Annotated in this window: 26 protein-coding genes and 1 riboswitch; of the genes, 15 read left to right on the forward strand and 11 right to left on the reverse strand. The window is 53.1% G+C overall.

Annotation, left to right across the window (positions count from 1 at the left end; genetic code table 11):
• Window positions 1–9: 9 nt before the first annotated feature.
• The 10 genes from nadD to lipA all read left to right on the forward strand — a co-directional run bounded on the left by nadD (window position 10) and on the right by lipA (window position 9,519).
• Window positions 10–675, forward strand: a complete 666-nt coding sequence (gene nadD, locus EAH77_RS04000) for a nicotinate-nucleotide adenylyltransferase (RefSeq protein ID WP_140470521.1) — start codon at window positions 10–12, stop codon at window positions 673–675.
• 215 nt (window positions 676–890) lie between these two features.
• Complete coding sequence (gene rsfS, locus EAH77_RS04005) at window positions 891–1,208, forward strand: ribosome silencing factor (RefSeq protein WP_140470522.1); 318 nt, start codon at window positions 891–893, stop codon at window positions 1,206–1,208.
• 3 nt (window positions 1,209–1,211) lie between these two features.
• Window positions 1,212–1,682 carry a 23S rRNA (pseudouridine(1915)-N(3))-methyltransferase RlmH gene (gene rlmH, locus EAH77_RS04010; protein ID WP_140470523.1) on the forward strand — a complete coding sequence of 157 codons (471 nt, stop codon included), beginning with the start codon at window positions 1,212–1,214 and terminating at the stop codon, window positions 1,680–1,682.
• Between the two features lie 39 nt (window positions 1,683–1,721).
• Window positions 1,722–3,623, forward strand: coding sequence for a peptidoglycan DD-transpeptidase MrdA (gene mrdA / locus EAH77_RS04015; RefSeq protein WP_140470524.1), 1,902 nt, complete (start codon window positions 1,722–1,724; stop codon window positions 3,621–3,623).
• A gap of 6 nt (window positions 3,624–3,629) precedes the next feature.
• Window positions 3,630–4,742, forward strand: coding sequence for a peptidoglycan glycosyltransferase MrdB (gene mrdB / locus EAH77_RS04020; RefSeq protein ID WP_140470525.1), 1,113 nt, complete (start codon window positions 3,630–3,632; stop codon window positions 4,740–4,742).
• A 9-nt stretch (window positions 4,743–4,751) separates the two neighbouring features.
• On the forward strand, window positions 4,752–5,843 hold the full coding sequence (gene rlpA, locus EAH77_RS04025) for an endolytic peptidoglycan transglycosylase RlpA (RefSeq protein WP_140470526.1): 1,092 nt from the start codon (window positions 4,752–4,754) through the stop codon (window positions 5,841–5,843).
• Window positions 5,844–6,016: 173 nt separating this feature from the next.
• Window positions 6,017–7,225, forward strand: coding sequence for a D-alanyl-D-alanine carboxypeptidase DacA (gene dacA / locus EAH77_RS04030; RefSeq protein ID WP_140470527.1), 1,209 nt, complete (start codon window positions 6,017–6,019; stop codon window positions 7,223–7,225).
• A gap of 131 nt (window positions 7,226–7,356) precedes the next feature.
• Window positions 7,357–7,620: a DUF493 family protein YbeD gene (gene ybeD / locus EAH77_RS04035; protein ID WP_140470528.1), complete on the forward strand. Its 264-nt coding sequence runs from the start codon at window positions 7,357–7,359 to the stop codon at window positions 7,618–7,620.
• Between the two features lie 82 nt (window positions 7,621–7,702).
• Entirely contained in the window at window positions 7,703–8,380 is a 678-nt protein-coding gene (gene lipB, locus EAH77_RS04040) for a lipoyl(octanoyl) transferase LipB (RefSeq protein WP_140470529.1), read from the forward strand.
• 173 nt (window positions 8,381–8,553) lie between these two features.
• Window positions 8,554–9,519 carry a lipoyl synthase gene (gene lipA, locus EAH77_RS04045; protein ID WP_140470530.1) on the forward strand — a complete coding sequence of 322 codons (966 nt, stop codon included), beginning with the start codon at window positions 8,554–8,556 and terminating at the stop codon, window positions 9,517–9,519.
• Window positions 9,520–9,698: 179 nt separating this feature from the next.
• Here lipA and tatA read toward each other — a convergent pair whose 3' ends face one another.
• Window positions 9,699–9,899 (reverse strand): Sec-independent protein translocase subunit TatA, encoded by a 201-nt coding sequence (gene tatA / locus EAH77_RS04050; protein ID WP_140470531.1) that lies wholly within the window; start codon window positions 9,897–9,899, stop codon window positions 9,699–9,701.
• A 295-nt stretch (window positions 9,900–10,194) separates the two neighbouring features.
• Here tatA and EAH77_RS04055 point away from each other — a divergent pair, with 295 nt between their 5' ends.
• Window positions 10,195–11,259: a diguanylate cyclase gene (locus EAH77_RS04055; protein ID WP_140470532.1), complete on the forward strand. Its 1,065-nt coding sequence runs from the start codon at window positions 10,195–10,197 to the stop codon at window positions 11,257–11,259.
• Window positions 11,260–11,288: 29 nt separating this feature from the next.
• On the opposite strand, the gene EAH77_RS04060 is transcribed toward EAH77_RS04055, so the two are convergent.
• From EAH77_RS04060 to EAH77_RS04080, 5 genes are all read right to left on the reverse strand, one after another.
• On the reverse strand, window positions 11,289–12,074 hold the full coding sequence (locus EAH77_RS04060; RefSeq protein ID WP_140470533.1) for an amino acid ABC transporter ATP-binding protein: 786 nt from the start codon (window positions 12,072–12,074) through the stop codon (window positions 11,289–11,291).
• Window positions 12,071–13,054, reverse strand: coding sequence for an amino acid ABC transporter permease (locus EAH77_RS04065; protein WP_140470534.1), 984 nt, complete (start codon window positions 13,052–13,054; stop codon window positions 12,071–12,073). Before EAH77_RS04065 ends, EAH77_RS04060 begins: the two co-directional genes overlap by 4 nt.
• Window positions 13,051–13,944: an ABC transporter substrate-binding protein gene (locus tag EAH77_RS04070; protein ID WP_140470535.1), complete on the reverse strand. Its 894-nt coding sequence runs from the start codon at window positions 13,942–13,944 to the stop codon at window positions 13,051–13,053. Before EAH77_RS04070 ends, EAH77_RS04065 begins: the two co-directional genes overlap by 4 nt.
• 220 nt (window positions 13,945–14,164) lie before the next feature.
• Window positions 14,165–14,965, reverse strand: a complete 801-nt coding sequence (locus EAH77_RS04075; RefSeq protein WP_140470536.1) for a deaminated glutathione amidase — start codon at window positions 14,963–14,965, stop codon at window positions 14,165–14,167.
• 15 nt (window positions 14,966–14,980) lie between these two features.
• Complete coding sequence (locus EAH77_RS04080) at window positions 14,981–15,952, reverse strand: nitrate ABC transporter substrate-binding protein (protein ID WP_140470537.1); 972 nt, start codon at window positions 15,950–15,952, stop codon at window positions 14,981–14,983.
• A 177-nt stretch (window positions 15,953–16,129) separates the two neighbouring features.
• On the opposite strand from EAH77_RS04080, the gene EAH77_RS04085 reads away from it, so the two are divergent.
• From EAH77_RS04085 to EAH77_RS04100, 4 genes are all read left to right on the forward strand, one after another.
• Complete coding sequence (locus EAH77_RS04085) at window positions 16,130–17,473, forward strand: aminotransferase class I/II-fold pyridoxal phosphate-dependent enzyme (RefSeq protein WP_140470538.1); 1,344 nt, start codon at window positions 16,130–16,132, stop codon at window positions 17,471–17,473.
• Window positions 17,474–17,511: 38 nt separating this feature from the next.
• A riboswitch (Fluoride riboswitch) is annotated at window positions 17,512–17,574 on the forward strand.
• A gap of 69 nt (window positions 17,575–17,643) precedes the next feature.
• The gene (gene crcB, locus EAH77_RS04090) at window positions 17,644–18,027 is read left to right on the forward strand and encodes a fluoride efflux transporter CrcB (protein WP_140470539.1); all 384 of its coding nucleotides are present in this window, start codon (window positions 17,644–17,646) and stop codon (window positions 18,025–18,027) included.
• Between the two features lie 406 nt (window positions 18,028–18,433).
• Entirely contained in the window at window positions 18,434–19,072 is a 639-nt protein-coding gene (locus EAH77_RS04095; RefSeq protein ID WP_140470540.1) for a TetR/AcrR family transcriptional regulator, read from the forward strand.
• A 58-nt stretch (window positions 19,073–19,130) separates the two neighbouring features.
• Window positions 19,131–20,327, forward strand: a complete 1,197-nt coding sequence (locus EAH77_RS04100; protein WP_140470541.1) for a multidrug effflux MFS transporter — start codon at window positions 19,131–19,133, stop codon at window positions 20,325–20,327.
• A 68-nt stretch (window positions 20,328–20,395) separates the two neighbouring features.
• Here the strand turns inward: EAH77_RS04100 and cspE are convergent, their stop codons facing one another.
• The 5 genes from cspE to EAH77_RS04125 all read right to left on the reverse strand — a co-directional run bounded on the left by cspE (window position 20,396) and on the right by EAH77_RS04125 (window position 26,281).
• Window positions 20,396–20,605 carry a transcription antiterminator/RNA stability regulator CspE gene (gene cspE / locus EAH77_RS04105; protein ID WP_140470542.1) on the reverse strand — a complete coding sequence of 70 codons (210 nt, stop codon included), beginning with the start codon at window positions 20,603–20,605 and terminating at the stop codon, window positions 20,396–20,398.
• Between the two features lie 166 nt (window positions 20,606–20,771).
• Window positions 20,772–21,539, reverse strand: coding sequence for a DUF2076 domain-containing protein (locus EAH77_RS04110; RefSeq protein WP_140470543.1), 768 nt, complete (start codon window positions 21,537–21,539; stop codon window positions 20,772–20,774).
• Between the two features lie 234 nt (window positions 21,540–21,773).
• The gene (locus EAH77_RS04115) at window positions 21,774–22,904 is read right to left on the reverse strand and encodes an ABC transporter substrate-binding protein (protein WP_140470544.1); all 1,131 of its coding nucleotides are present in this window, start codon (window positions 22,902–22,904) and stop codon (window positions 21,774–21,776) included.
• A gap of 220 nt (window positions 22,905–23,124) precedes the next feature.
• The gene (locus EAH77_RS04120; RefSeq protein ID WP_140470545.1) at window positions 23,125–25,218 is read right to left on the reverse strand and encodes a prolyl oligopeptidase family serine peptidase; all 2,094 of its coding nucleotides are present in this window, start codon (window positions 25,216–25,218) and stop codon (window positions 23,125–23,127) included.
• 34 nt (window positions 25,219–25,252) lie between these two features.
• A complete protein-coding gene (locus tag EAH77_RS04125) occupies window positions 25,253–26,281 on the reverse strand; it encodes a Ppx/GppA phosphatase family protein (protein ID WP_140470546.1) in 1,029 nt (342 codons plus the stop codon).
• Between the last annotated feature and the right edge of the window lie 95 nt (window positions 26,282–26,376).

Raw genomic sequence — 26,376 nt, forward strand, 5'->3', positions numbered from 1 at the left:
AATGCATTGATGGCATTGAACTCCCCTTCTGATATCTCTTTGCTGGCGCTGTTCGGCGGCACTTTTGATCCGATTCATTACGGGCATCTCCGGCCGGTTGAAAAACTGGCAAAAGAGACGGAGCTGAAACAGGTGATCTTAGTGCCCAACAATGTGCCACCACATCGCCCTCAGCCCGAGGCTTCGGCCCTGCAACGGCTGAAAATGGTAGAGTTGGCCATCGAAGGTAACCCGCTGTTTACAATAGACTCACGGGAACTGTCGGTACAGAAACCGTCCTATACCATTGAAACACTTGAAACGTTACGTAAAGAACATGGCGCACAACGCCCGCTGGCGTTTATCATCGGCCAAGATTCATTACTTTCACTTTATAAGTGGCACCGCTGGGAAGAGTTACTGAACTTTTGCCATTTATTAGTGATGGCGCGTCCGGGATATGCAGAACGCCTCGACACCCCAGAATTGCAAGGCTGGTATAATAGACATCGGGTAACAGAGCCGTCGAAATTGCAGCAACGGGCACATGGATATATTTATCAGGCGAATACGCCGTTGCTGGATATCTCGGCGACCGAAATTCGCCAGCGTCGGCATGAGGGGAAATCCTGCGCAAATCTCGTGCCAGCTGCCGTTGAGCACTATATCGATTCGCAGGGTCTGTACCTTGTATAGCGAACGCGTGGTATACTGCGCCGCTTAATTTCGGCTTGCGGCACGACTGTGACGACGACAAATGTAATTCATTGATTACCCGTCATTTTCAGCATTAATCCCGTATTTCGACATACACTCTTTTTTGAAAGCCCTCTTCTGCACGCAGCGTTTGCGCGCTTACAGCAGAAGGTTTTCATCAAGCTAACCCGTTTCAACATCCCCAGGGGGAACCTTTGCAAGGTAAAGCGCTCCAAGATTTTGTTATCGATAAAGTCGATGACCTGAAAGCACAAGACATCATTGCCATTGATGTTATCGGTAAATCCAGCATTACTGACTGCATGATTATTTGCACCGGTACGTCCAGCCGCCATGTGATGTCTATCGCCGGGCATCTGGTTGAAGAAGTTAAAGCTTTAGGATTGGATGCCATGGGCGTTAAAGGCCTTAACGAATCTGATTGGGTGGTTGTCGATCTGGGTGAAGTGATTGTTCACGTCATGCAGGAAGAGAGCCGCCAGTTGTATGAGCTTGAGAAACTCTGGGCTTAATAGGTGAAACTGCAACTCGTCGCTGTCGGAACGAAAATGCCCGACTGGGTTCAGACCGGATTTAACGATTATTTAAACCGTTTTCCGAAAGATATGCCCTTCGAACTGGTCGAAGTTACGGCTGGCAAGCGCGGTAAAAACGCGGATATTAAACGCATTCTTGAAAAAGAGGGCGAGCAGATGTTGGCGGCTGTCGGAAAAGGTAATCGTATTGTGACCCTGGATATTCCGGGGACACCGTGGGAGACCCCACAGCTTGCCCAACAGCTGGAACGCTGGAAGCAGGATGGCCGTAATGTCAGCCTGTTAATTGGTGGGCCTGAAGGGCTGGCCCCGGCGTGTAAAGCCGCAGCAGAGCAGAGCTGGTCGCTCTCTCCGCTGACGTTGCCACATCCTCTCGTCCGGGTGTTAGTAGCGGAAAGTCTTTACCGCGCATGGAGTATTACCACAAATCATCCATACCACCGGGAATAATCGGCTGGTGAATGTCAGCAACATGAATTAAGTAGTGGGATGAAAATAGATCGTAACCCCTTTCGCGACTATACGGCTGAATCAGCCCTCTTTGTGCGCCGTGCACTGGTGGCGTTCATTGGTATTCTGCTACTCAGCGGTATCCTGGCATTCAATCTGTACAACTTGCAGATTGTCCGCTTTCAGGATTACCAAACCCGCTCCAACGACAACCGCATCAAGCTGGTGCCTATCGCGCCCAGCCGTGGCATCATTTATGATCGCAACGGTACCCCGCTGGCGCTAAACCGTACTATTTATCAGCTCGAATTAATGCCGGAAAAGGTCGATAACCTTCAGGCGACCCTTCAGGGGCTGAAGCCAATTGTCGATTTAACCCCGGAAGATATTGATAATTTTCAGAAAGAGCGTAAACGCTCGCGCCGTTTCACCTCTATTGCCGTCAAAACTGCCCTGACTGAAGTTCAGGTCGCCCGTTTTGCCGTCAACCAGTTCAATTTCCCCGGCGTTGAAGTCAAAGGCTATCAGCGTCGTTATTATCCCTATGGTTCCGCCCTCACCCACGTGATTGGTTATGTGTCGAAAATCAACGACCGCGACGTCGAGCGTCTGGATAAAGACGGCATACTGGCGAACTACGCGGCGACGCACGACATTGGCAAGCTGGGTATTGAGCGTTATTACGAAGATACCCTGCACGGTAAAACCGGCTACGAAGAAGTCGAGGTCAATAACCGTGGTCGGGTGATCCGCCAGCTTCACGAGGAAGCCCCGCAGGCAGGTAAAGATATCTATCTGACCATTGATCTACCGCTGCAAACGTATATCGAAGCGTTGTTGGCAGGTAGCCGTTCGGCGGTGGTGGTGTCTGACCCTCGCGACGGCAGCATCCGCGCACTGGTGTCAAACCCGAGTTATGACCCGAATCTGTTCGTCGATGGGATCTCAAGCAAAGATTACGGTGGCCTGCTGGAAGACCCGAACAAACCCCTGATTAACCGCGCAACGCAAGGCGTTTACCCACCCGCTTCGACGGTTAAACCTTACATCGCCGTCTCCGCCTTAACGGCAGGCGTGATAACCCGAAGCACGTCGTTGTTTGACCCAGGTTGGTGGCAACTCCCCGGCTCTGAAAAACGCTTTCGTGACTGGAAACACTGGGGCCATGGCCGCCTGAATGTGACCAAAGCGCTGGAAGAGTCCGCTGACACCTTCTTCTATCAGGTCGCCTACGATATGGGCATTGACCGTCTGTCAGAATGGATGGAAAAATTTGGCTACGGCCAGTATTCCGGCATCGACTTATCTGAAGAGCGCAGCGGTAACATGCCTAACCGCGACTGGAAATTCAAACGCTTTAAAAAACCCTGGTATCAGGGTGACACCATTCCGGTGGGTATCGGCCAGGGCTACTGGACCGCCACGCCAATTCAGATCATGAAAGCCATGACGACGCTGATTAATGACGGCACAGTCAAAACACCGCATCTGCTGCTCAGCACCAAAGTCGATGGCAAACTGGTACCTTACCAGCAGCAGGAAAAAACACAGATTGGCGACGTGCATTCAGGCTATTGGGAAATTGCCAAAGACGGTATGTACGGTGTGGCTAACCGGCCAAACGGTACGGCCCGCAAAAGTTTCGCTGACGCACCGTATAAAGCAGCTGCCAAATCCGGTACTGCACAAGTTTACGGTTTGAAAGCCAATGAAATCTATAATGCGCATAAGATAGCCGAACATTTGCGCGACCATAAATTGATGACTGCCTTTGCGCCATTCAATAACCCGACGGTAGCCGTCGCCGTTATTCTTGAAAATGGCGGGGCGGGTCCTGCTGTGGGTACCATTACCCGCCAGATACTCGACCATATTTTGTTGGGCGATAACACGACACAACTACCGGCAGATGCACCACCGCCGGGAACCGAAGGTGACTAACCAATCATGACTGAAAGCCAACAAAAAGGGTCGCTGTGGTCGAGAATGCACATCGACATTACCCTGCTGCTGATTGTGCTGGCACTGCTGGCCTATAGTGCCTTCGTGATGTGGAGCGCCAGCGGCCAGGATATCGGCATGATGGAGCGCAAAATCGGCCAGATTGTGATGGGCTTGATCATCATGTTGGTGATGGCGCAGATCCCGCCTCGTGTTTACGAAAGCTGGGCCCCGTACCTCTATTTGTTCTGTGTACTGTTGCTGGTGCTGGTGGATGCCTTCGGTACCATCAGTAAAGGGGCTCAGCGCTGGCTTGATCTCGGCGTGGTGCGTTTCCAGCCGTCAGAACTGGCAAAAATCGCCGTTCCGCTGATGGTCGCGCGCTTTATCAACCGCGAGGTCTGCCCGCCTTCGCTTAAGAACACGGCCATTGCCTTGGCGCTGATCTTTATTCCGACGCTGCTGGTGGCCGCGCAACCCGATCTCGGGACGTCGATTCTGATCGCAGCTTCAGGTTTGTTCGTGCTGTTCTTGTCAGGGATGAGCTGGAAGTTGATCGCCTGTGCCGCCCTGCTGGTCGCGGCATTTATCCCGATCCTGTGGTTTTTCCTGATGCACGATTACCAGCGCGATCGCGTGATGATGCTGCTCGACCCTGAGAGCGACCCCCTTGGGGCCGGATACCATATAATTCAGTCCAAAATCGCCATCGGTTCAGGCGGACTGTCGGGCAAAGGCTGGCTGCACGGCACGCAGTCTCAGCTCGAATTCCTGCCTGAACGACATACCGACTTTATCTTTGCCGTTCTGGCAGAAGAGCTGGGGCTGGTGGGCGTTTTGGTTCTGCTCGGATTGTACTTGTGCCTTATCATGCGCGGCTTGGTGATCGCCGCTCATGCACAAACCACCTTTGGCCGCGTTATGGCAGGAGGTCTGATGTTAATTTTATTCGTTTATGTGTTTGTTAACATCGGCATGGTCAGTGGCATTGTCCCGGTGGTTGGGGTACCTTTGCCACTGGTCAGCTATGGGGGCTCAGCGCTCATTGTACTAATGGCAGGGTTTGGTATCGTCATGTCGATACATACTCATCGAAAAATGTTGTCAAAAAATTTATAGAGGTGAGCAATGCGTAAGGAGTGGCTTGGAGCTGTCATCATTGGGTTGCTGTTAAGTGGATGTGCGTCTGACGACACACAGCCGCAGCAAGCTGCACCGCAACAAGCCTATAACGGCCCTGTGGTGGAAATTGGTGGGGCTGACCCGCGTTACGAACCTTATAATCCAGGCACCAGCCAGGATTATTCCGTCAACGGCAAAACGTACAAAATCATCAAAGATCCGTCCAACTTTACCCAGACCGGTTTAGCGGCATGGTACGGTCAGGAAAATGGCGGTAACACCACGGCGCTAGGTGAAGAGTTTGATCCTAACGCCCTGACGGCAGCCCACCCTACACTGCCTATCCCAAGCTATGTGCGTGTCACCAACGTGGCGACAGGCCGTATGCTGGTGGTCCGCGTGAACGACCGTGGTCCGTACATCCCAGGGAAAATTATCGACCTCTCTCAGGCTGCGGCAGATCGTCTGAATCTGACCAACAGCACCAAAGTTAAAATCGATTTTATCAATGTTGCACCTGACGGCACACTGTCTGGCCCCGGCACCATTGGTACGACCGTCGCCAAACAGTCTTACGCCTTGCCTGGCCGCCCTGAATTAGGGGCAAGCGGCATAGGAACGCCGGTACAAAATACCCCACCGGATACCAGCGCTAACGTTCATCCGATTGACAACAGCACGCTGAGCAATGGTGATGACACGACGCCAACCGCCAGTACGGGTTCTACAGGCGGAGGCTTTCTGAAATCACCGAGCGCCGTTCCTCAGGGGATTCTGGAAAAAGATGAACCTGCCGCACCGATGATGGCTGCCGTTGCCGCGCCGGTGGCGGTTGCTGCCCCCGTGGCCCACGCCGCCTCGTCATCGACAACCGGTGGAAGCTATATGGTGCAGGTTGGCGCGCTAAGTAATCAGCAAAACGCCGCGTTATGGCAGAAAAGCCTGAGCCAGAAATTCTCGGTGCCGGGTAAAGTTCAGCCCAGCGGTGGGATGTATCGCGTGCAGTTAGGGCCATTGACGCGTCAACAAGCCGATCAGTTGAAACAGCGCCTGGCCAGTGAAGCACAACAGCAGTCTTTTGTTGTGTCAGCGATGTGATTGCAAAAACCGTTTCCTGAGCGGGGCTACGGCCCCGTTTTTGTACGTCGCTTTTTAAGCGTAAATAAGGGTAAACACTTTCAAGCCACTGTTATGGCAGATGTCTGAATATGTCGATTCTGCTATAGTGTGGCACGTTTTTAACTTACTTCTACGGATGTTGCTGTCCCCTCATGAAACTTGTAACTACCCCACTTTTAGTCAAAAGCCTGGCTTTTGGCACAGCGTTGACCCTCTGCGCAGCGTCCGCCTATGCCGACGATGTTAACTTAAAGACGATGATCCCCGGTGTTCCGCAAATTGATGCTGAAGCCTACGTTCTGATCGACTATAACTCAGGTAAAGTGCTGGCAGAAATGAATGCCGATGCACGCCGTGACCCTGCCAGCCTGACCAAAATGATGACCAGCTATGTCATTGGTCAGTCCATCAAAGCCGGCAAAATCACCCCTAACGACATGGTTACCGTAGGTCAGGATGCCTGGGCAACCGGCAATCCGGTGTTCAAAGGCTCTTCGCTAATGTTCCTCAAACCGGGCGATCGCGTACCGGTGTCTGAACTGAACCGCGGCATTATTTTGCAATCTGGTAACGATGCCTGCGTGGCAATGGCCGATTACGTTGCCGGCAGCCAGGATGCTTTCGTTGGCCTGATGAACAACTACGTTAACGCACTGGGCCTGAAGAATACCCATTTCGGTACCGTACACGGTCTGGACGCAGAGGGGCAGTTCAGCTCTGCCCGCGATATGGCACTGATTGGTCAGGCACTGATCCGCGACGTACCTGAAGAGTATGCGACCTACAAAGAGAAAGAGTTTACCTTCAACAACATCCGTCAGATGAACCGCAACGGCCTGTTGTGGGACTCCAGCCTGAACGTGGATGGCATCAAAACCGGCCACACGGAGTCAGCAGGTTACAACCTGGTGGCCTCCGCAACCGAAGGCCAGATGCGCCTGATCTCTGCGGTGATGGGCGGTCATACCTATAAAGGCCGTGAAGTTGAAAGTAAAAAACTGCTGACCTGGGGCTTCCGCTTCTTCGAAACCGTCTCTCCGCTGAAAGCAGGTAAAGAGTTCGCCTCAGAGCCCGTCTGGTTCGGTGATACCGACCGTGTGGCGCTCGGCGTCGATAAAGACGCTTATCTGACTATTCCTCGTGGCCGGATGAAAGATCTGAAAGCCAGCTATGTGCTAAACAGCCCAGAGCTGCATGCACCATTGCAGAAAAATCAGGTAGTTGGTTCAATCAACTTCCAACTGGATGGCAAAACCATTGACGAGCGCCCATTGGTGGTGCTGAATGAAGTCAAAGAAGGCGGTTTCTTTGGCCGTATCGTCGACTACATCAAGCTGATGTTCCATCATTGGTTCGGTTAAGCCGGGCTTGAAATAGCCAGTTACGCCCCCATTTGATAGTAATCATTTTGCCATCAAATTTTATAACTCCCGCTTCAGATTGGCGGGAGTTATAATTTTATCAATACGCTGTTAATCACGCTGGAGTGCACATGAAAACCAAACTTAACGAACTGCTCGAATTCCCATGTTCCTTTACTTATAAAGTAATGGGCCTGGCACAACCCGAGTTAGTTGATCAGGTTGTGGAAGTCGTGCAACGCCATGCACCTGGCGACTACAATCCTCAGGTAAAACCGAGCAGTAAAGGGAATTACCACTCCGTCTCAATTACGATCAATGCCACCCATATCGACCAGGTCGAAACCCTGTATGACGAATTGGGTAATATCGAAATTGTCCGCATGGTGCTGTAAACCTTCGCTCGATCACTGAATAGCGCAGTGTCGAATTTGACACTGCGTTACTATTTCTGCCCCACCCACTTCCTAACTAGCGATGGCTGCTGTGCAACAAGACAAACTGCAACAACGCATTGTGTTACGTCAGCTGGGCCTCCAGCCTTACGAACCGGTATCCCGCGCGATGCATCTGTTCACCGATACCCGCACCGCTGATACGCAGGATGAACTCTGGTTGGTTGAACACCAGAAAGTCTTCACGCAGGGTCAGGCGGGTAAAGCGGAACACGTTCTGCTTCCCGGCGACATCCCGGTGGTTCAAAGCGATCGCGGCGGTCAGGTGACCTATCATGGTCCCGGCCAGCAGGTGATGTACGTGATGGTCGATTTGAAGCGCAAAAAGATGGGCGTTCGCCAGTTAGTCACCATGATTGAACAAACCGTTGTCGATACGCTGGCCCATTTTTCCATCGAGGCCTATCCGCGTGCCGATGCTCCCGGTGTCTACGTTGATCACAAAAAAATCTGCTCGCTGGGGCTGCGTATCCGCAAAGGCTGTTCGTTACATGGCCTGGCGCTCAACATCAATATGGATCTCGAACCCTTCCTGCGCATCAACCCGTGCGGTTATGCCGGCTTGCAAATGACCCAGGTCAGCGCTGAAAAGCCAGGGGTTACCGTCGATGACGTCATGCCGGTGCTGGTCAAATCTTTTAATCATCTTATGCAATATCAACAGGTTGATTATCTTCCCTGGCGGGAAGAAGAGTATTGATGTTAAAAAATTGTACACTTTGTTGCTTGTGAGCACTTCAGGGGGCTGAATAGTGACCGCCATCAGTGTTATAATTTTTGTAATATTTCTCATTTTTTTTAATGAATCAGCCCGTTCATTGAATGTCCTGAAAAACTCGAATTACGAGAGACGAACCTGGAACCTGCAAGCTTATGAGTAAACCGATTCAGATGGAACGCGGCGTTAAGTACCGCGATGCAGATAAGATGGCATTAATCCCGGTGAAAACCGTGGTCACTGACCGGCAGGAAATGTTACGTAAGCCGGCATGGATGAAAATCAAGCTTCCGGCCGATTCGACCCGCATTCAGGGCATCAAAGCCGCGCTGCGCAAGAATGGTTTGCATTCTGTGTGTGAAGAGGCGGCCTGCCCTAACCTTTCCGAATGTTTCAACCACGGTACCGCGACCTTTATGATCCTCGGCGCGATTTGTACCCGCCGTTGCCCATTCTGCGACGTCGCCCACGGTCGCCCGACGGCACCGGACGCTAACGAACCGGAAAAACTGGCACAGACCATCGCCGATATGGGTCTGCGCTACGTGGTGATCACCTCCGTGGACCGTGATGACCTGCGTGATGGCGGTGCTCAGCACTTTGCCGACTGTATCGCCGCTATCCGCGAAAAGAACCCGACCATTAAAATCGAGACACTGGTACCTGATTTCCGTGGCCGTATGGATCGCGCACTGGAAATTCTTACCGCCACGCCGCCTGATGTCTTTAACCATAATCTGGAAAACGTGCCGCGTGTGTACCGCCAGGTTCGCCCTGGGGCAAACTACGACTGGTCACTGACGCTGCTGCAACGTTTCAAAGAAGCCCACCCTGAAATCCCGACTAAATCCGGTTTAATGGTTGGCCTCGGCGAAACTAACGCGGAAATCGTGGAAGTGATGCGCGACCTGCGCCGCCACGGCGTCACCATGCTGACCCTCGGTCAGTATTTACAACCAAGCCGTCACCATCTGCCGGTTCAGCGCTATGTCAGCCCGGAAGAGTTTGATGAAATGAAAGCTGAAGCCATGGCAATGGGCTTTACCCATGCCGCCTGCGGACCTTTCGTGCGTTCGTCTTACCACGCAGACCTGCAAGCCAAAGGGTTGGAAGTCAAATAAACACCCCGGCGCGCCGGTTGAATGACCGGCGTGCTCTGCCTGCCAGACAAACGAAAATAAGGGTTACACCTTGTTACTTTTTGGATAGCGGGAACGACAAAAACGGTTGCTCATAAGAGCAGCCGTTTTTATTTTAAACCCAGCAAAGAAGCAGAATACGGGCCGTGGCCCGCTGGCAATCAGTCTTTGTGTTCTACGCGTGGTTCGACAGGCGCGGCATCAGTCTTTGCCGCTGGGGTAGGCTCATCGCTCATGGCTTTCTTGAAGCCACGCAGCGCAGCGCCCAGATCACCGCCCAAAGAGCGCAGTTTACTGGTACCGAACAGCAGAATGATCAAAACGCCCACAACCAACAATTTAGTAATGCTTAGACCTTCCATACACACCTTCTTTTCACGGATTGCGAGACTGTCACCGGTAAGGTTACCGGTACTTTTTACACAAAATAATAACCGAAAACATTGTGGTTATTTACGAATAATAATGGCGGAAACACAACCCCAATATGTAACAGAATTGATCGAGTCACGATCTAATCTGTGCGCATTATAACCAGACTGAGCTATTATGAGCCTCTATGACAGAGTCATAAAGCATTTACTGGATAAATCAATTTTGCGCCAGCTTTCGGCCCAACCAGACAGCAGTCTGCGTGCCAAAAAATAATGAGATCCGATGGCAAAAACGCTTCAAACCACTCTGGTCAGTGATGCACATCACTCCGGCCTGAGATTTGCGAGACGTACCTATTTCCCCCGTATTATCGGGCTGGCTATGGGCAGCATCTGCGTGGCATCCGTCATCATTACCCACCCGACGCATTTTTCCGTCTGGTTATTGTTGTTTCTCAACGGATTTATCTGGCCCCACGTGGCCTATTTGCTGGCTATCCGCGCCAGCAACCCGTTTAAAGCCGAAATCCGCAACCTGCAAATTGACGTTATCTTTGGCGGTGCCTGGCTGGCGATGATGGGCTTTAATGCGCTGCCGTCAGTCGTTATTATCTCCATGATGGGCATGAATAATATTGCCGCAGGCGGTAAAACCCTGTTCTTCAAATGCATTGTTGCCCAGGCAACCGTGGCACTGTCGGTTTTTCTGCTGGCTGATATTCCTTTCCAACCAGAAACCCGCCCCTTCCAGCTCTATCTTTGTCTGCCGATGATTCTGATTTACCCGATTTTTCTGGGTAACGTCACCTTCCGCACCTCGAGAAAACTGTCCGAGCATAAGGAAGCCATTATGCAGATCAGCGTTCGCGATGGTCTGACCGGTTTATATAACCGACGCCACTGGGAATCGTTGCTGGATAATGAAATCGAGAGTCATCGCCGTTACCACTACAAAACCACGCTGGTGCTTATCGATATCGATCACTTCAAGGACATTAACGACAACTACGGCCACAACGTCGGCGATCAGGCGATTATACTCCTGGCTCAGGAGCTACAGCAGACCATGCGGACTGCCGACATCATTGGCCGTTACGGCGGAGACGAATTTGCCGCGATTTTGCCCCACAGCACGGCAGAACAGGCGCAGAAGGCGATGGAGCGTTTACAGAGCCGTTTGGATAACAGTCTCTTCCCCCATTACCCTGAACTTCGAGTCCATATCAGTGCGGGTATTGCCGAGTGCAGGGAAGATCAGGAAAGTGCCGCGCAGTGGCTGAATGCAGCCGATACCGCACTGTATAAAGCCAAAAACGGCGGACGAAACCGGATCGAAGCGCGGGTATAAACGCCCTCTTTCCAGCCCGCCCGCCGATTTCAGATGAAACGGCTGAGAAAAGCCTGCGTTCTCGGGTGCTGTGGATTTACCAACACCTCATCCGCCGCGCCCTGCTCCACCACATATCCCCGGTCCATAAATACCACCCGATCGGCAGCTTCTTTAGCAAACCCGATCTCATGGGTGACCACGATCATCGTCAACCCTTGCTGTGCCAGTGAGCGCATGGTCGCCAACACTTCACCCACCAATTCCGGGTCCAGTGCTGACGTCGGTTCATCAAACAGCATCAGTTTGGGTTTGACCGCCAGCGCACGCGCAATCGCCACACGCTGCTGCTGGCCACCAGAGAGATGACGCGGATAGGCGTCGGCCTTGTCGCTCAGCCCGACCCTTTCCAATAACTCGCGGGCATATTTCTCGGCCTGATGGCGGCTCTCTTTGTGCACGCCAATCGGCGCTTCAACGATATTCTGCATCACGGTCATGTGCGGGTAGAGATTAAACTGCTGAAACACCATGCCAATATCACGGCGCTGGCGGGCTATCGCCCTTTCCGACAGCTTATGCAACCGGCTGCCGCGCAGCTCGTAGCCAATCTGCTCGCCGCCCACCATGATCGAACCGCGATCGATATCCTCCAGATGGTTAATACAGCGCAGAAAGGTCGATTTCCCGGATCCGGACGGCCCGAGGATCACCACCACTTCGCTCGGTTTAACGTCCAAATCGATGCCTTTGAGTACTTCATTGTCGCCATAACTTTTATGCACATTACGCGCCACGACCAAAGAGGCCGGTGCGCCGGTCTCTTGCTGACTCATAGATCCTCCTTATGTACGATGCCCGGCTGGCTGACAATCGGGATGGTTTTCTCTTCACCAGATGCCTGACGGCGCTTAGTGGCAGAACCTGAACGGCGCGTACCGCGGGAGTAATAACGCTCGATTGCCGACTGACCGACGTTCAGCACCGAGGTGATCAGCAAATACCAAATCACTGCCACCATCAGCATCGGCACCACTTCGAAAGTACGGTTATAAATGGTTTGCACTGAGTAAAGCAGATCACCCATGGCGATCACACTGACCAACGAGGTGGCTTTGATCATGCTGATCAACTGATTTCCGGTCGGTGGAATGATCGCTCTCATCGCCTGTGGAATAATGATCCGGCGCAGTGCGCGGCCACGGCTCATGCCGAATGCCTGCGCAGTTTCTGCCTGACCGTTATCAACCGACAGCAGCCCGGCGCGGATAATTTCCGCCATATACGCCGCTTCATTCAGCGCCAGACCGGCGATCGCCGCCGTCAGCGGCGTGATCAGATCATTGGTATTCCAGCTCATATATTCCGGGCCGAACGGAATACCCAGCACGACACGCGGGAATAACGTCGACATGTTGTACCAGAACAGCAGTTGCACCAGCAGCGGCGTCCCGCGGAAAAACCAGATAAACATACCCGACAGGCGGCGCAGCAGCATACTTTGTGACAGCCGGGCAATCGCCAACATGAGCCCCAGAAACACGCCCAACAGCATCGAAATCACGGTAAGGCCGAGCGTGACGCCCAGCCCTTTGATCACCGTGGCTTCAGTAAACCATTGCGCCACCACATGCCATTCAAAATTAGGATTGCGGGCAACATTCCAGATCACATCGACGGCAATCAGCACCACGACAATCCAGGCTAACCAACGTCCGTAACTGCGAGGCGCGTGGGAAAACTCCACATTACGGCGTGGGTCCGACGTATAGTCATCCTTGGCGGCAGGCGGGGAACTATACGTTTTATCCGTCATTTAGGCTGCGCCTTGGCCAGGTTAATACCAGGCGCGGCGATCATATTGTCTTGCAGACCCCATTTTTTCATGATGATGGCGTAAGTCCCATTATCAAACAGCTTCTGATAGCCCGCCAGAATCGCATCACGTACGGCAGAATCTTTCGGTACCACCGTACCCTGGAAGATATCGCCGAAGCCGTTGGCTTTGCCGGTGCCCGTTAACTCCAGCTGGCCGTTGGCTTTCTCAACAAAATAGGTCAGCGGTGCCTGAGAGGAGAAGAACGCATCGGAGCGGTTAGAGCGCACCGCCAGAATTGAGGTCGGCTGGTCGGTGTAAGACTGGACGGTTACCGCCGGTTTGCCATCTTTCACACACACGTCGGACTGCCTGCGGATCACTTGCTCCGCCGAGCCACCGGCCATCACCGCAATGCGTTTACCACAGGTGTCGTCCAGCGAATTAATCTTTTGCGGGTTGCCTTTATGCACGGCAAACACCACGAACTCTTTCACGAAATCAACGAAGTCATTCTTCGCCTGACGGTCCGGGTAATCACCAATCGGGCCGATCCCCATTTGGTAGCGCCCCGCGGCCATACCACTCAAAATACCGGACAACCCGCTGACAGAAGCATGTTCAATTTTCACACCCAGCACGCCCGCCAGTGCCGTGGCCAGATCGGCGCTGGCACCATCGAGAGAGTTATTGCCGGTGACAATTTCATACGGAGGAAACGAACCGTTATTCACTGACGTCATCACCCCTGACTTTTGAATCTCAGGCGGCAATTTCGCATGCAGTGCCGGGTCCATGGTTTGGGTCGGAATAGCCACACTTTCAGCCGCAAAGGCGCTTGTGGAAAGTATTGAAAGTATCGCAGCCGTCAGTAATTGTTTTGCCATCATCTCTATTTCCTCTGTGTAAAAGTGGGTCTGGATGTTGTGAAAAAATCATGGGAATCATTTTGTTTTTGTTAACACCTTCCCTGGTGTTGATAACGCCTTATAAACTTGACACCGTCGGTTCCGGCGCTGTTCCGGGGTGTTTACTGCCGCGCTCCCTGGTGTTGTTCGCGCTTTTTTCTACTGCATCGCTCGCCGTTGAGGACCGGCTGGGCGGGGGTGATCAGAGTTTGTCAGTGCGCAACTGCGGAATATCAAAACAGCGGTTTTCCAGCACCGGCAACACCTTTCGGGCGTGAATCAGACGATCTTTATCCAATTGAGCAAACACCAGCGCCGGGGCTTCTGCAGCCCGGGCAATCGCCACACCCAGCGGGTCAACCACCATACTGTTGCCAATATTGCGTTCGCCACATTCGCCGACGGCCACCATATAGGTGGTATTTTCCAGCGCACGGGCGGTGACCAAAACGTCCCAATGCATCTCTTTGAGCGGACCTTTCACCCAGGCGGCTGGCAGCACTAATACATCGGCACCGTCGAGCACCAGACGGCGCGCCAGTTCCGGGAAACGCACGTCATAGCAGGTCATCAGACCAACCTTGAACCCTGCGACCTCGACCAGCGGCGGAACCTCTTTGCCCGGCGTGACGTTTTTGGATTCCTGCGCCGAAAACGCATCATACAAATGCAGCTTGCGGTACTGGGAAATGATCTCGCCATTGCGGATAGAGATCAGCACATTCCATGCACGGCCATCGGGTGCGGGTGTATGTACGCTCATCATGGTGGTCATCTGGCTGCCGAGACTGGCCGCCAGTAACTGGCTAACAAACGGGCCATCGAGGGGCTGAGCCGCTTTTAACACCAAATCAGGATCCGCGATATCACGCGCCAGAATACCTTCCGGCAACACCAGTAGATCGACCTCCGCTTTCTGTGATGCCGCCATCAGCGACAGACAGGTTTCGGCATTGGCCTGCCACTGTTTGGCAACGGCAAACTGCCCTAATGCAACTTTCATGTTCATTCCTCAGGTTCAGTGACTCGCAGATTCAGCGGCAAATTGCGGGAAGAGTTCCGCCGCACTCAGGCGCTGAGCGGTCAGGTTCTGCCGGTGTAACTCTTCGGCAAAATCTTCAATCATTTTCTTATTGGCAACGTAGCCGTTTGCATTCCAGTCCGCAGGTAAATCAATGACCGTGCGACGCAGATCATCCAGCAGCCATGGCGTGGTATCAGCATATTTGGCGCGTTTATCCATCCAGACCTGATAAGAACGTTCAATCACATCGCTCAGTGCCTGCGGTAACCACGGGTGCGCTTCGGCCAGTGCCGGTTTGATTGCCAGCAGATGAATACCCGGTACGTAACCTACCTTATTAAAGTAGGCCAGTTCAGCCTGACGGAAATCGGGCTGGAACTGACGGAAGCCGGAGTCCGGCCTGAAAAAACCTTCCGGCATGAAAGGCGTGAAGACGGCGTCGAGCCAGCCTTCCTGCAGCAACGCCATCATCGGGCGCTCTTCGGGCACCGCCTCAATACGCCCTACCCGGCCAAAACCGGCCAGACGATCAACAATAGGATGATCGGCAGTCAGACGGCCCACGTACCAGTTAGCGTCTTCAATACCCACGCCTTCCAGCGCCAGCAACGTGCGGGTCCAGGTGTTGCCGGAATCCTGCCAGCCCGTCAACCCGATGCGCTTACCGGCCAACTGAGACAGTTCGGTCAGCGGGCTGTCATCGCGAGTGATGATGCAGCGCTGACGAAAGCCACGCATCAGAAAATGAGGGATCGCCAGCAGGTCATTTTCCCCTTTGGCCCGCCCCTGGGCATAACGGCTGAAGGAGACTTCGCCTGCGTCGTAGCGATCGCTGGTGGCTAAATCGCCAACCAGAGTGCCGACGCGATCAATCTCAAGAGTAAAACCTTCTGGTTTCACATCGCCCAACGCCAGTGGCGTAAAGTAATCCCAGTCACGAACAGCCAGTCTGATGGTGATTGCCACAGCTTTCCCCTTATGAATCTGCAAATGAAAACATCATAAAAATTACATTTCATTGACTATTGGCGATCACACTCATGCCAATATGATTATTTTATCGCCTCAATTGATTAAGTTTGATACTAATGGCATAAATTAATATGTACAATAGAATCTTTGTTACTGAACAAAAGGCAAAAAATGAGTGAAAGTCTGCGGGTAAAAACACTGGATGCTGAGTGGTTCGCGGGGCATTTGCAGGACCGTTCAATGCGCGGCATTGCGCTCGAAACAGCGTCAATGATCCGTTCAGGCATTATTGAGATTGGCACCCATTTACCGGCGGTACGTGAACTGGCACAGGCACTGGGCGTCAGCCCGGCCACGGTGTCAGCCGCGTGGGGCCAGCTTCGCCGTCAAAAAGTGATTGCCGGACGCGGGCGCAATGGCGTCTGGGTGTGCGGCGATACGCTCTCCCCCCGCCCGGCGAGGTTTGAGAAAATCGGTAACTTCGGCGATCACATCATTGCCGATCTGGCGCTGTCATCACCGGATCCGGCCCTGCTGCCCGATCTTCGTGCCGCACTGCAGGCAGGCGTTAGCGCCGAGAATCTCAATAGCTATCAGCGTGAGGCCATCGCTCCGGCGTTGCTCGCGGCGGTAAAACCCAGCTGGCCTTATGAAGCCGGGGCTTTTATGGCGGCCGACGGCGGCTTTGATGGTATGAACCTGACGTTGCAAACCCTGCTGATGCAAGGCTCGGTGGTCGCGATTGAAGACCCGACCGCCACCCGCCTGCTCGACATGCTGGACAATCTGGGCGCGCAGGTTCTGCCGGTAAAATGTGATGAGTTCGGGCCGATACCTGAGTCATTGCAGATGGCGCTGGCGAAAAAGCCTTCGGCCTTTATCTACCAGCCGCGGACCCACTCTCACTGCGGTCATGCGCTGAATGCCGAACGTTACGCGGTACTGGCGGAGATCCTCAGTACCAGCAATACGCTGATTATTGAAGATGATGGCATCGGGCAGTTGTCACGAGAAAAACCCATCAGCATGGGCAGCGTACTGCCACTACGCACGATTCACGTTCGCTCGTATTCCAAAGCCTACGGGCCGGATCTGCGGCTGGCGGTGATCTCCAGCTCTGAAGATTTGATCAAACAGATCAAATCTTTTCGCAATTTTGGCGCAGGCTGGTCGAGTCGCATATTGCAGCAGGCGCTGGCGTACCTGATTAATGATGAAAAAACCCAGCAAGGCATTGAACACGCCCGCCAGGTCTATGCACAACGGCGTAAAGCGATGTCGGATGCGCTGAAAATTCGCGGCGTCACCATTCCCCACCGGGACGGTCTGTCCATGCTGATCCCGGTGCCTTCCGAGCAATTTGCCCTGGTTACCCTCGCGGCAAGAGGCATTGCGGTACTGCCCGGTGAACGCAGCCGCGTCGGGCCAGGACAGTTTATTCGCATCAGTACGTCACAGCTCAAAACCGAACAGATTGATGTTATCGCCGATGCGATTGTGCTGGCCCTTGGCTGAGAAGCTACAAATTACTGTCGCAGCCGTGTAAAATCGCCCGACACGATGGAGATGGCATTCCTCCGAAACCGCCCTTACCGGCTAATGATGTCTACGCAATCTCATTGAGAGGTTCGTAGCATCACGCCGGAACCTTTCTGAATCCTCACTCAATCTTACGAAAGGCTTTTATGTTTAGCACACTACTTGCAGTATTTATTGGCGGCGGTCTGGGCAGCGTTGCCCGTTGGTATGTCAGCATGAAGATGAACGGTATGACACCCGTATTGCCTTTGGGGACGTTGACGGTCAATCTGGTGGGTGCCTTTATTATCGGTCTTGGCATTGCGATTTTCACTCGCCTCACTCACCTGGACCCGGTATGGAAATTGCTGCTGACTACCGGTTTTTGCGGCGGCCTGACCACCTTTTCCACCTTTTCGCTGGAGGTGGTGTACATGTTACAAGATGGCCGTTTTGCCGGTGCGTTGCTGAACATGTTCCTCAATCTGGCAGGATCTCTGGCCATGACGCTGTTGGCCTTCATGCTGGTCAGTTGGTATACCGCGCACTGAGTTAAAAAATAACGATGCTTTTGGTAACAAAAGCATCGTAGCTGGCTCATTGTGTGAGGTAAATCCGCTTACACCCACCATTTCCCCTATTGTCTTAATGTTTCCTTCATTTTAGAACTTCATACTGGCGCCATAGATTTTGCACTTTCTGGAACCTGTTATGTTCTCAATGCCTAAAACGTTTTCTGAATGCTTGATTGTTACGCTGTGTGTTCTCAGCGCCGCCATTTTCCTGCACACCTGGTTCTCTGCCTGAGGCATTTCCTCCCCCATTCCATAACGACAGCGTGCGCTTTCTGAGCCTGCGCTGTTTTTTGACATTTACCTCCCGCGCCTGACCTCCTATACTTGAGAACGAACGTTCACACCTAATGTGTGGCGCATAACGTCAGGCAATCAAAACCCGATGCTTCATCCTCAGGAGAGTAAAGAACTGCGCATTGGCGCCAGGCGCGATCAGATTATCGCCGCATCACGGGTTTGCTTTCGCAAACACGGATTTCATGGTGCAGGCATGGCGGAAATCGCCAAAATGTCGCGGCTCAGCGTCGGTCAGATTTACCGTTATTTCGCCAATAAAGACGCAATTATCGAAGAGATCGTGCGGCGCATCGTGTTTAAAAAAATTCGTCTAATCACCGGTGATGCCCACAATCTGCGGCAGATGGCCGAGAATCTTGCCAACCGGCAGATTGGCGCACTGCACATTGAACCTAAACAGAACAGCTGCCCGGAGCTGAGCAAGGAACAGATCGAAATCGACCATGCATTGATGCTGGAGGTCGCGGCAGAAGCCACGCGCAATCCGGTGGTGGAACAAATCTGGCGCGACGCAGAACGCCAACTGTTCAATGAAGCCAAAGCCATGCTGGCAAAAACCTATTCTCACCTGTCGGATGATGAATTAACCGCCCGGGTCGAAATACTGGCAGTCATTTGCGAAGGCACGGCGTTTCGCCGCCTGACCACCCTGCACGCAAACCCCGTTAATCTTGACGTACTTTATGACCGGCTTTTTAGCCAACTGTTTGACCCTGCAACGTGACCACCACAGACGTAACCATCGCTTTCATCCCAAAAATCTACCGGAAACGGACATAATAATGAGCAATCACCTGACAGAAAAACGCCTGGGTTATGCCCTGGTTTTGGGTTCACTCGCGGCGCTTGGGCCGCTGTGTACGGACCTCTATTTACCGGCACTGCCCGAAATGGCGCTCGAGCTTGATACAACCACCGCCGCCAGCCAGTTGAGTCTGACCGCCGGTCTGCTGGGCCTGGGCTTAGGACAGCTGATCTTTGGCCCTCTGAGCGACACATATGGCCGCATGCGCCCGTTGTTGTGGTCACTGGCACTGCTGCTGGTGGCTTCCGTGGGCTGCGCGGTCGCACAAAATATTGATCAGTTAATTGCAGCCCGACTGTTACAGGGACTGGCAGGCGCTGGCGGCGCGGTGCTGTCACGCGCCGTGGCCCGTGACTTATACAATGGTCACGAGCTGACCCGGTTCTTTGCATTGCTGATGTTGGTCAACGGGCTGGCGCCTATTGTCGCGCCAGTGCTGGGCGGGGGCTTGATGAACTTCATGAGCTGGAGGGGGATTTTTGGCGCATTAGCGGTGATTTCCGTGCTGCTGTTCAGCTTCTCCGCGCTGAAACTGCACGAAACGCTGCCCGCTGAGCGGCGCTCGCAGGGTGGCGTCATGGTGATGGTGCGCTCGATTGGCGGCCTGATGAAAGACCGTCAATTTATGGGGCTGTGCCTGACGCAGGGCTTTACGATGGCGGGGATGTTCGCCTATATCGGCGCATCTCCCTTTGTATTGCAGCAGATCTACCACCTCAGCCCGCAGATGTTCAGCCTTTGTTTCGCCGCGAATGGCGTCGGCCTGGTGATTGCCGCACAGGTCTCCACGCGTCTGAGCCACAAGTGGGGTGAACTGACACTGGTCAAAATCGGCCTGTGTATCGCGGCGGCGGGTTCCGTTTCGCTGGTTATCGCCGCCAGCCTGCATGCTCCGCTATTTACGCTGCTGGTGCCGCTGTTCTTTTCGGTTATCACCATCGGTATTGTCGGTCCGAACGCAGGTTCACTGGCGATGCAAAGTCAGGGGAAAAATGCAGGCAGTGCATCAGCACTGATTGGAGTGTGTATGTTCGCGCTGGGAGCGATGAGTGTGCCTATCAGCGGACTGGGTGGCACGTCGGCATTGTCAATGGGACTGACAATTCTCGGCTGTTACGCGATTGCCATTACGCTGTTTATCTCGTTAGTCCGTAAATCCGCTGTCGCGGTGTAAACCAGAGACCGTCAAAAAAATCCAATAAAAAACCCGCATCAGCGGGTTTTTTCAAAATTTGGCCAGCGTTAAATAGGTTTAACGTCAGCAGCCGATGGACCTTTAGCGCCCTGTGTGATTTCGAACTCAACACGTTGGCCTTCAGCGAGGGTTTTAAAACCGTTGCTGGCGATAGCAGAGAAATGAACGAAAACATCCTTGCTGCCATCTTCAGGGGTAATGAAACCAAAACCTTTAGATTCATTGAACCACTTAACGCTACCTGTAATCTTAGACATCAAACTTACCTTTACGTGAATGAACGACACAGAACGTGTCAATCACAGTACAGCAACAGATTTGGCTTTTGTCCAGAATTCAGATTGCAATAAGCGATAAAGCTCTCACTCTTACAATTTGTACGATAATTCCTACTGTCAAAATGCCTTCACAGACCATAAAACATCAGAAAAATGAATCGTCATCGTTGCTGTAATCATCGGTATCGTTGTTGTCAGCGCCAAAACTCAGGTCTGAATTATCGCTGTTGTCACGCAGTGAGGCATCCTGCCAGGATGGCTGACCGCTGTCGAAATTTTGCTGCTGGAAATCATTATTGCCGAGGAAACTGGTGTCGTTGGGATCCAAATTCTGCACCGGTGGCTCTTCAATAATATTCACAATTTCCTGTGGCTGGGTCTGATGGAACATCCCCGTCAGCATCTCCGCCAGCACAACACCACCGGCCACACCGGCTGCGGTACGCAGTGCACTGCCCAGGAAACCCGGCTGTTGAGGCGCAGCCTGCTGCGGTGCGGCCTGTTGCTGATATTGTTGTTGTGGCTGGGCATTACGATTATCCCATCCATTGGTACCCGGAATAGGCTGGCTACCGGAATTATTCTGTGGTGCTGCATGTTGCTGATTTTGCGCTGATGCACCGCCGCCAAACAGCCCGGCCAGGAAACCGGTGCTTGAAGGGCGGGCGTTTTTTGCCTGCTCTTGCAACTGCTCAATCTGCTGCTGCTGTGCCTGAACCTGCTGATTCAGCTTGGTCAGCGCGGCTTCCTGAATGATCATCGCCTGCGCCATATAGTAAGGGGCTGACGGCTGCTTACTGACACAAGCCTGAATCACACGTTCTGCCTCGGCGTCACGCGGCGCCGTTACAGACTCCGCCTGTTGCAGACGGCTAAAAAGACCTTCGATCAAACGCTGTTCTTCGGATTGCATAAATTCACCTTGTCGATGTGTGTCGCTGCGCTATCACGGCCTTTGCCAGCAAAAAAGCATCACAAAAGCGCACGGACAGCGCGAATCTGTCAATTACACTAAACCAATTAGTCACAGGGATGAATTAACCGAGTGTCAACAAATGTGATCGCGTTAAATAACGCGTGCTGATGGGCAGACAAGCAGAGGAAAAGCCGTCTGCCGGGAAGCAGAGGGCGGGTAAAGGCAGTGGCGTTATTTCGCTTCAGACCAGCCGAAAATAAAACCGTTGTCCGGCAGATTGGTGTAGTTGCGCACCAGATCGTGGTAGGTTTTGGCCGGATCCAGATCTTTAAACTGCTGCGGATAGATAAATTTCGCCAAATATTCCATGCCGACAATATTGTACGGATGGTTATAGAACTGGTGATAGACGCCATAGGCGTGCTTATGCGTCACGGCAGAGATCTGAGCAATGCCATTACGCGCCAGCAGCGCCTGACCTTCGCGATCGATGCTGGCCTGACTGGCGCCATAACCCAACGGCAGAATGTGCGACACGCTGCCATTCGCGGGCCGCGCCGAGCCAGTCATGATGTAGGCATCAGGTTTCATGCTGATGACTTTTTCCAACGACACATCACCGGATGCTCCCGGCAGCAGGTCGGTGCCGATATTGTCGGCACCGACGGCTTTCACCAGCTTGCCCCAGCCGGAATCACCGTGAGTGAAGCAGCAGGAGTCAGAGCGCCCGGCGATGGCTTCAATAAAGACCTTGGGTTTCGGATTCACCGACGCCACCACTTGCTGTATATGCTGATAGTGTTCGTTGTAGAATTTACTGTAAGCCTCGGCATTTTTTTCCTGATTCAGCACTTTGCCCAGCAGCTCAATGCTTGGCGCGGTATTTTTCGCCGGGTCACGTTCGTAATCTACAAACAGCACCGGGATCTTCAGCGCGCTGAGTTTATCCAGTACTCCCGCCTCTTTCAGCGAATCTTTCGCCCGTAGCTGCGCTACCATCAGGTCAGGTTTTTGCGCAATCACCGTTTCGAGATCAACCTGCCCTTTATCGCTAAAGCCCATATCCAGAATGTTGGCAGACTCAGGCCATTGGCTTTTCAGCATGTCCCAGGTACCGCTGTCGGTTTTCTTCAGCAGGTTATTCCACGCCACCACGTGCTGGAACGGATTGGCTTTATCGAGTACTGCCAGCGAAAGAATATCGCGACCATCCTGCAAAATAATGCGCTGCGGCGCTTGGGTGAACGTCAGTTTCTGGCCATCAAGGTCAGTCACATTCAGCGGATAGGTGGTAGCAAAAGTGGAAAAAGAGGTGACCATCAGGCCTGCAACAGAAAATACGCGAGCAGTATTCTTTAACATATTCATACCTGGCAAATGAGAATTAAAAATAAATGATTTTGAGAACCATTATCAAATAATCTCAGAATCATAAACAATCATCGATCCACAGGGCAATGTTTTTAGAGCATAAAATGTTGATAAAACATGTCGAAATATAAACAGCCGCGTTTATCACCGCAGAAAAAAAACGTCCGGCCATGATGACCGGACGCTTGGTGTCAGAACTTGTCGATCACATTCAGTGAACATCCCGCCCGATAAAGTGCAGCAGGAATTCACTGACCATCGCACGTTTGAACGCCGACTGTGCCTTGTCGGCCGCCGCGCTGTGGCCGCCTTCGGTATTCTCGTAGAACCAGACATCAGGAATGCCCAGCGCCTGCATTTTGGCCGCCATTTTACGCGCATGGTCTGGCCCGACGCGGTCATCGCTGGTCGCCGTAGAGAACAGCACCGGCGGGTATTTTTTTGCCGGACTGATGTTGTGATACGGTGAGAATTCGCGGATAAACGCCCACTCTTCTGGGATCTGCGGGTCACCGTACTCGGCAATCCACGAGGCACCGGCGGAAATTTGTGTGTAGCGCTGCATGTCCAGCAGCGGCACTTCGCAGACGATCGCCCCGAACAGTTCCGGGTAGCGCGTCAGCATATTGCCCACCAGCAGGCCGCCGTTGCTGCCGCCCTGCGCGGCCAGATGTGCCGCCGACGTGATTTTGCTGGCAATCAGCGCTTTGGCGACGGAGGCGAAATCTTCATAGGCGCGCAGACGTTTTTCCTTCAGCGCCGCTTTGTGCCATTCCGGCCCATACTCGCCGCCACCGCGGATATTCGCCACCACAAAGACACCGCCGCGATCCAGCCACGCCACGCCGCTGACCCCCAGATAATAAGGGTCGAGCGACACTTCAAAACCACCGTAGCCGTACAGCAGCGTCGGATTCTTGCCGTCGTACACCACGTCTTTGCGGCAGATAACGAAATACGGCACGCGGGTCCCGTCGTCGGACGGCGCAAAATGCTGGCTGACCTGATAACGGGATGCATCGAAATGCGACGGATCCTGCTTCAGTAACTCCGCTTCTTTGTCCGCGCCGTCATCCAGATTGCCGAGCGACAGGCTGGCCGGTTGCAGGAATCCGCTGACGCTCATGAAATACTCATTCGAATCGTCAGCCACACCCCAGGCATTAATTTTGCTCAATTCCGGCACATGGCCGAACGGCTCACGCTGCCATTCGCCCTCTTTTGGCGTCAGGACTTCGAGGCGGTTCACCACGTCACGGGTGATGCTGAGGATGATGTGATCGCAGGTGCAGGAATAACCGTTGAGCTGATCGCGGGTGGCGGTGACGCCGCTCAGTGCAGTGTGTTCGCCCGGTACAAACAGCGGTTTCAGCGCACGGTCACCGGCCATAAAGGCGCCAAAATTCATGGTCAGCAGCGAACCGGACGGCCAGCTTTCGCCATTGACCAGCCATTCGCTGGAAGGCTGGATCAGGATCCATTCGCGCCATGTGCTGAATTTGGCGTCAGTCGGCACATCTATTTTGACTAAGTGCTTTTTGTCATCCAGCAGGAACACATCGCGGTGATAAAAGTCGATCACCCGCACGACATAATTGTGTTCGAAGCCTTTGAAACTGTCGTGATAGCCAACGGCCATCATGTCTTTTTTACCGGCGCTGAAGATAGTTTCGGCCTCACTGAGCGGTGTACCGCGCGACCAGATTTTCACGATGCGCGGGTAACCGGAATCGGTCAGTGAGTCTTCACCAAAGTCGGTGGCGACAAACAAATGGTCGTGATCGATCCAGCCGGTGCGGCTTTTGGCGACCGGCAGGAAGAAACCGTCGGCGACAAACTTCAACGTCTGCAAATCAAACTCGCGCACTTCTGAGGCATCACCGCCGTCGGGTGACAGGAAGATCAGCGCACGTTGGAAATCAGGTTTAAGAGGGTGCACGCCGTGATACACCCAGTCCTTGCCTTCAGCCTTGCCCAGCGCATCGATATCCAGCACGGTTTCCCACTGCGGTTCGGCTTTGCGGTATTCGGCAAGCGTCGTGCGGCGCAGCAGTCCGCGCGGATTCTTCGCATCCTGCCAGAAGTTGTACCATTTTTCGCCGAATCTCCCGATGCCGGGGATCTGATCAGGAGAGTTCAGCCCGTCGAGCACCTTTTCGCGGATCGGATCGAAATTTTTACCCTGCGTGAAGGCCGCCAGCGTGATCGAATTTTGCTGATGCGCCCATTCCAGCGCCTGTTCATTACGTATGCCTTCCAGCCAGATAAAGTCATCCTGCGGTGGAAGAGTTGAGTCGATAGTCATGCGGTTCTGCTCCTTCAGTGATGCGTTCAACGGCTTATTGCAACAATATGCCCTGAATCAGGCTGGCTTTCACCACCGTCACCTGAGGTATTTTCAGCGCCTGCATATAGCCTTCTACCAACAGTAAGTTGCTGACGTCGGTAGCGCGGTACTCGCCTTTCAGCTCGGTATCCCCTTTCCAGACATTGTTTTTCGACACCCGTTGCACATCTGCCAATGTATAGGTGTGGTTAACCGGATGAACCTGGTCACTGATCGAATAGCCGTGTACGCCGCCGATGCCAATCACCCGTTTATGTTGTACCTCCTGCTTCATCTGGGCGCTGACATGGGTACGCGCATAGAAATTCACATAGCGCAGCACGGTATTACGCAGTGAACCAATCGGGTTCGGCGTGCTATCAGCCTGCTGATCTTTATTCTGTAATACCCCGGTGAAGAAATCTTTCAGCGTCACCGAGGCCAGCTTGCCCTGATAAATATCCACGGTTTTCACGCCCTGCTGCTGGCGGTAGGTGGTCATCTGCATGGAGCCACCGCCGATATCCCACACCAGCAAATCTTCGTCGTTGAGATTATTATCATGCAGCGCCGCCCTGGCGGAGAGAAAACCGAGTTCCGCTTCCTGCTGCTGAGAAATGATCTTCAGGCTGACGTGCGCCTGCTGGTTAAAACGGTCAATCACCTGCTGGCCGTTGGAAGCCGTGCGGAACACGGCGGTCGCCACGCCGGTAATGCGCTGTGGCTTGAACGCGTTGGCTTTATTGACCATCTCAGTCAGCGCACTGAGGCCTTTTTGCTGGGCGGCTTCGCTGAGCTGATTATTACCGGACTTCGCCAGATCGGCATTGAACCCCACCGGGCGCTGATCTTCATACAGCACTTTGCCCAGGGTTTTCTGGCAGATATTCACTTCGGTAACCTGAATTTTGGTACTGCCGGATCCCATATCAATTCCGGCGCGGTTCTCAATACAGCGGTTCGCCTGAGCCTGAGTGGGTAAAAAGGCCAGCGTGGCACACACCACGGTCAGAGAGATCACGCTGTGTAATATTTTGTTCATTCGTCCCTACCCTGAAAAGAAAATAATCATTAAAAATAAATGAAATCGCTTTATAAAATCGCTCTGTTTTTAGCCTGCTATCCCACTGTTTTCTG

It is taken from the genome of Ewingella americana, assembly GCF_006438725.1.
Lineage (GTDB): Bacteria > Pseudomonadota > Gammaproteobacteria > Enterobacterales > Enterobacteriaceae > Ewingella > Ewingella americana_A.

What these genes read in the sequence shown, in the direction of transcription:
- nadD (WP_140470521.1), top strand. Translation starts at nt 10, where the DNA reads ATGGCATTGAACTCCCCTTCTGATATCTCTTTGCTGGCGCTGTTCGGC.
- mrdA (WP_140470524.1), top strand. Translation starts at nt 1,722, where the DNA reads ATGAAAATAGATCGTAACCCCTTTCGCGACTATACGGCTGAATCAGCC.
- mrdB (WP_140470525.1), top strand. Translation starts at nt 3,630, where the DNA reads ATGACTGAAAGCCAACAAAAAGGGTCGCTGTGGTCGAGAATGCACATC.
- rlpA (WP_140470526.1), top strand. Translation starts at nt 4,752, where the DNA reads ATGCGTAAGGAGTGGCTTGGAGCTGTCATCATTGGGTTGCTGTTAAGT.
- dacA (WP_140470527.1), top strand. Translation starts at nt 6,017, where the DNA reads ATGAAACTTGTAACTACCCCACTTTTAGTCAAAAGCCTGGCTTTTGGC.
- ybeD (WP_140470528.1), top strand. Translation starts at nt 7,357, where the DNA reads ATGAAAACCAAACTTAACGAACTGCTCGAATTCCCATGTTCCTTTACT.
- lipB (WP_140470529.1), top strand. Translation starts at nt 7,703, where the DNA reads ATGGCTGCTGTGCAACAAGACAAACTGCAACAACGCATTGTGTTACGT.
- lipA (WP_140470530.1), top strand. Translation starts at nt 8,554, where the DNA reads ATGAGTAAACCGATTCAGATGGAACGCGGCGTTAAGTACCGCGATGCA.
- tatA (WP_140470531.1), bottom strand. Translation starts at nt 9,899, where the DNA reads ATGGAAGGTCTAAGCATTACTAAATTGTTGGTTGTGGGCGTTTTGATC.
- EAH77_RS04055 (WP_140470532.1), top strand. Translation starts at nt 10,195, where the DNA reads ATGGCAAAAACGCTTCAAACCACTCTGGTCAGTGATGCACATCACTCC.
- EAH77_RS04060 (WP_140470533.1), bottom strand. Translation starts at nt 12,074, where the DNA reads ATGAGTCAGCAAGAGACCGGCGCACCGGCCTCTTTGGTCGTGGCGCGT.
- EAH77_RS04065 (WP_140470534.1), bottom strand. Translation starts at nt 13,054, where the DNA reads ATGACGGATAAAACGTATAGTTCCCCGCCTGCCGCCAAGGATGACTAT.
- EAH77_RS04070 (WP_140470535.1), bottom strand. Translation starts at nt 13,944, where the DNA reads ATGATGGCAAAACAATTACTGACGGCTGCGATACTTTCAATACTTTCC.
- EAH77_RS04075 (WP_140470536.1), bottom strand. Translation starts at nt 14,965, where the DNA reads ATGAAAGTTGCATTAGGGCAGTTTGCCGTTGCCAAACAGTGGCAGGCC.
- EAH77_RS04085 (WP_140470538.1), top strand. Translation starts at nt 16,130, where the DNA reads ATGAGTGAAAGTCTGCGGGTAAAAACACTGGATGCTGAGTGGTTCGCG.
- crcB (WP_140470539.1), top strand. Translation starts at nt 17,644, where the DNA reads ATGTTTAGCACACTACTTGCAGTATTTATTGGCGGCGGTCTGGGCAGC.
- EAH77_RS04095 (WP_140470540.1), top strand. Translation starts at nt 18,434, where the DNA reads ATGCTTCATCCTCAGGAGAGTAAAGAACTGCGCATTGGCGCCAGGCGC.
- EAH77_RS04100 (WP_140470541.1), top strand. Translation starts at nt 19,131, where the DNA reads ATGAGCAATCACCTGACAGAAAAACGCCTGGGTTATGCCCTGGTTTTG.
- cspE (WP_140470542.1), bottom strand. Translation starts at nt 20,605, where the DNA reads ATGTCTAAGATTACAGGTAGCGTTAAGTGGTTCAATGAATCTAAAGGT.
- EAH77_RS04110 (WP_140470543.1), bottom strand. Translation starts at nt 21,539, where the DNA reads ATGCAATCCGAAGAACAGCGTTTGATCGAAGGTCTTTTTAGCCGTCTG.
- EAH77_RS04115 (WP_140470544.1), bottom strand. Translation starts at nt 22,904, where the DNA reads ATGTTAAAGAATACTGCTCGCGTATTTTCTGTTGCAGGCCTGATGGTC.
- EAH77_RS04120 (WP_140470545.1), bottom strand. Translation starts at nt 25,218, where the DNA reads ATGACTATCGACTCAACTCTTCCACCGCAGGATGACTTTATCTGGCTG.
- EAH77_RS04125 (WP_140470546.1), bottom strand. Translation starts at nt 26,281, where the DNA reads ATGAACAAAATATTACACAGCGTGATCTCTCTGACCGTGGTGTGTGCC.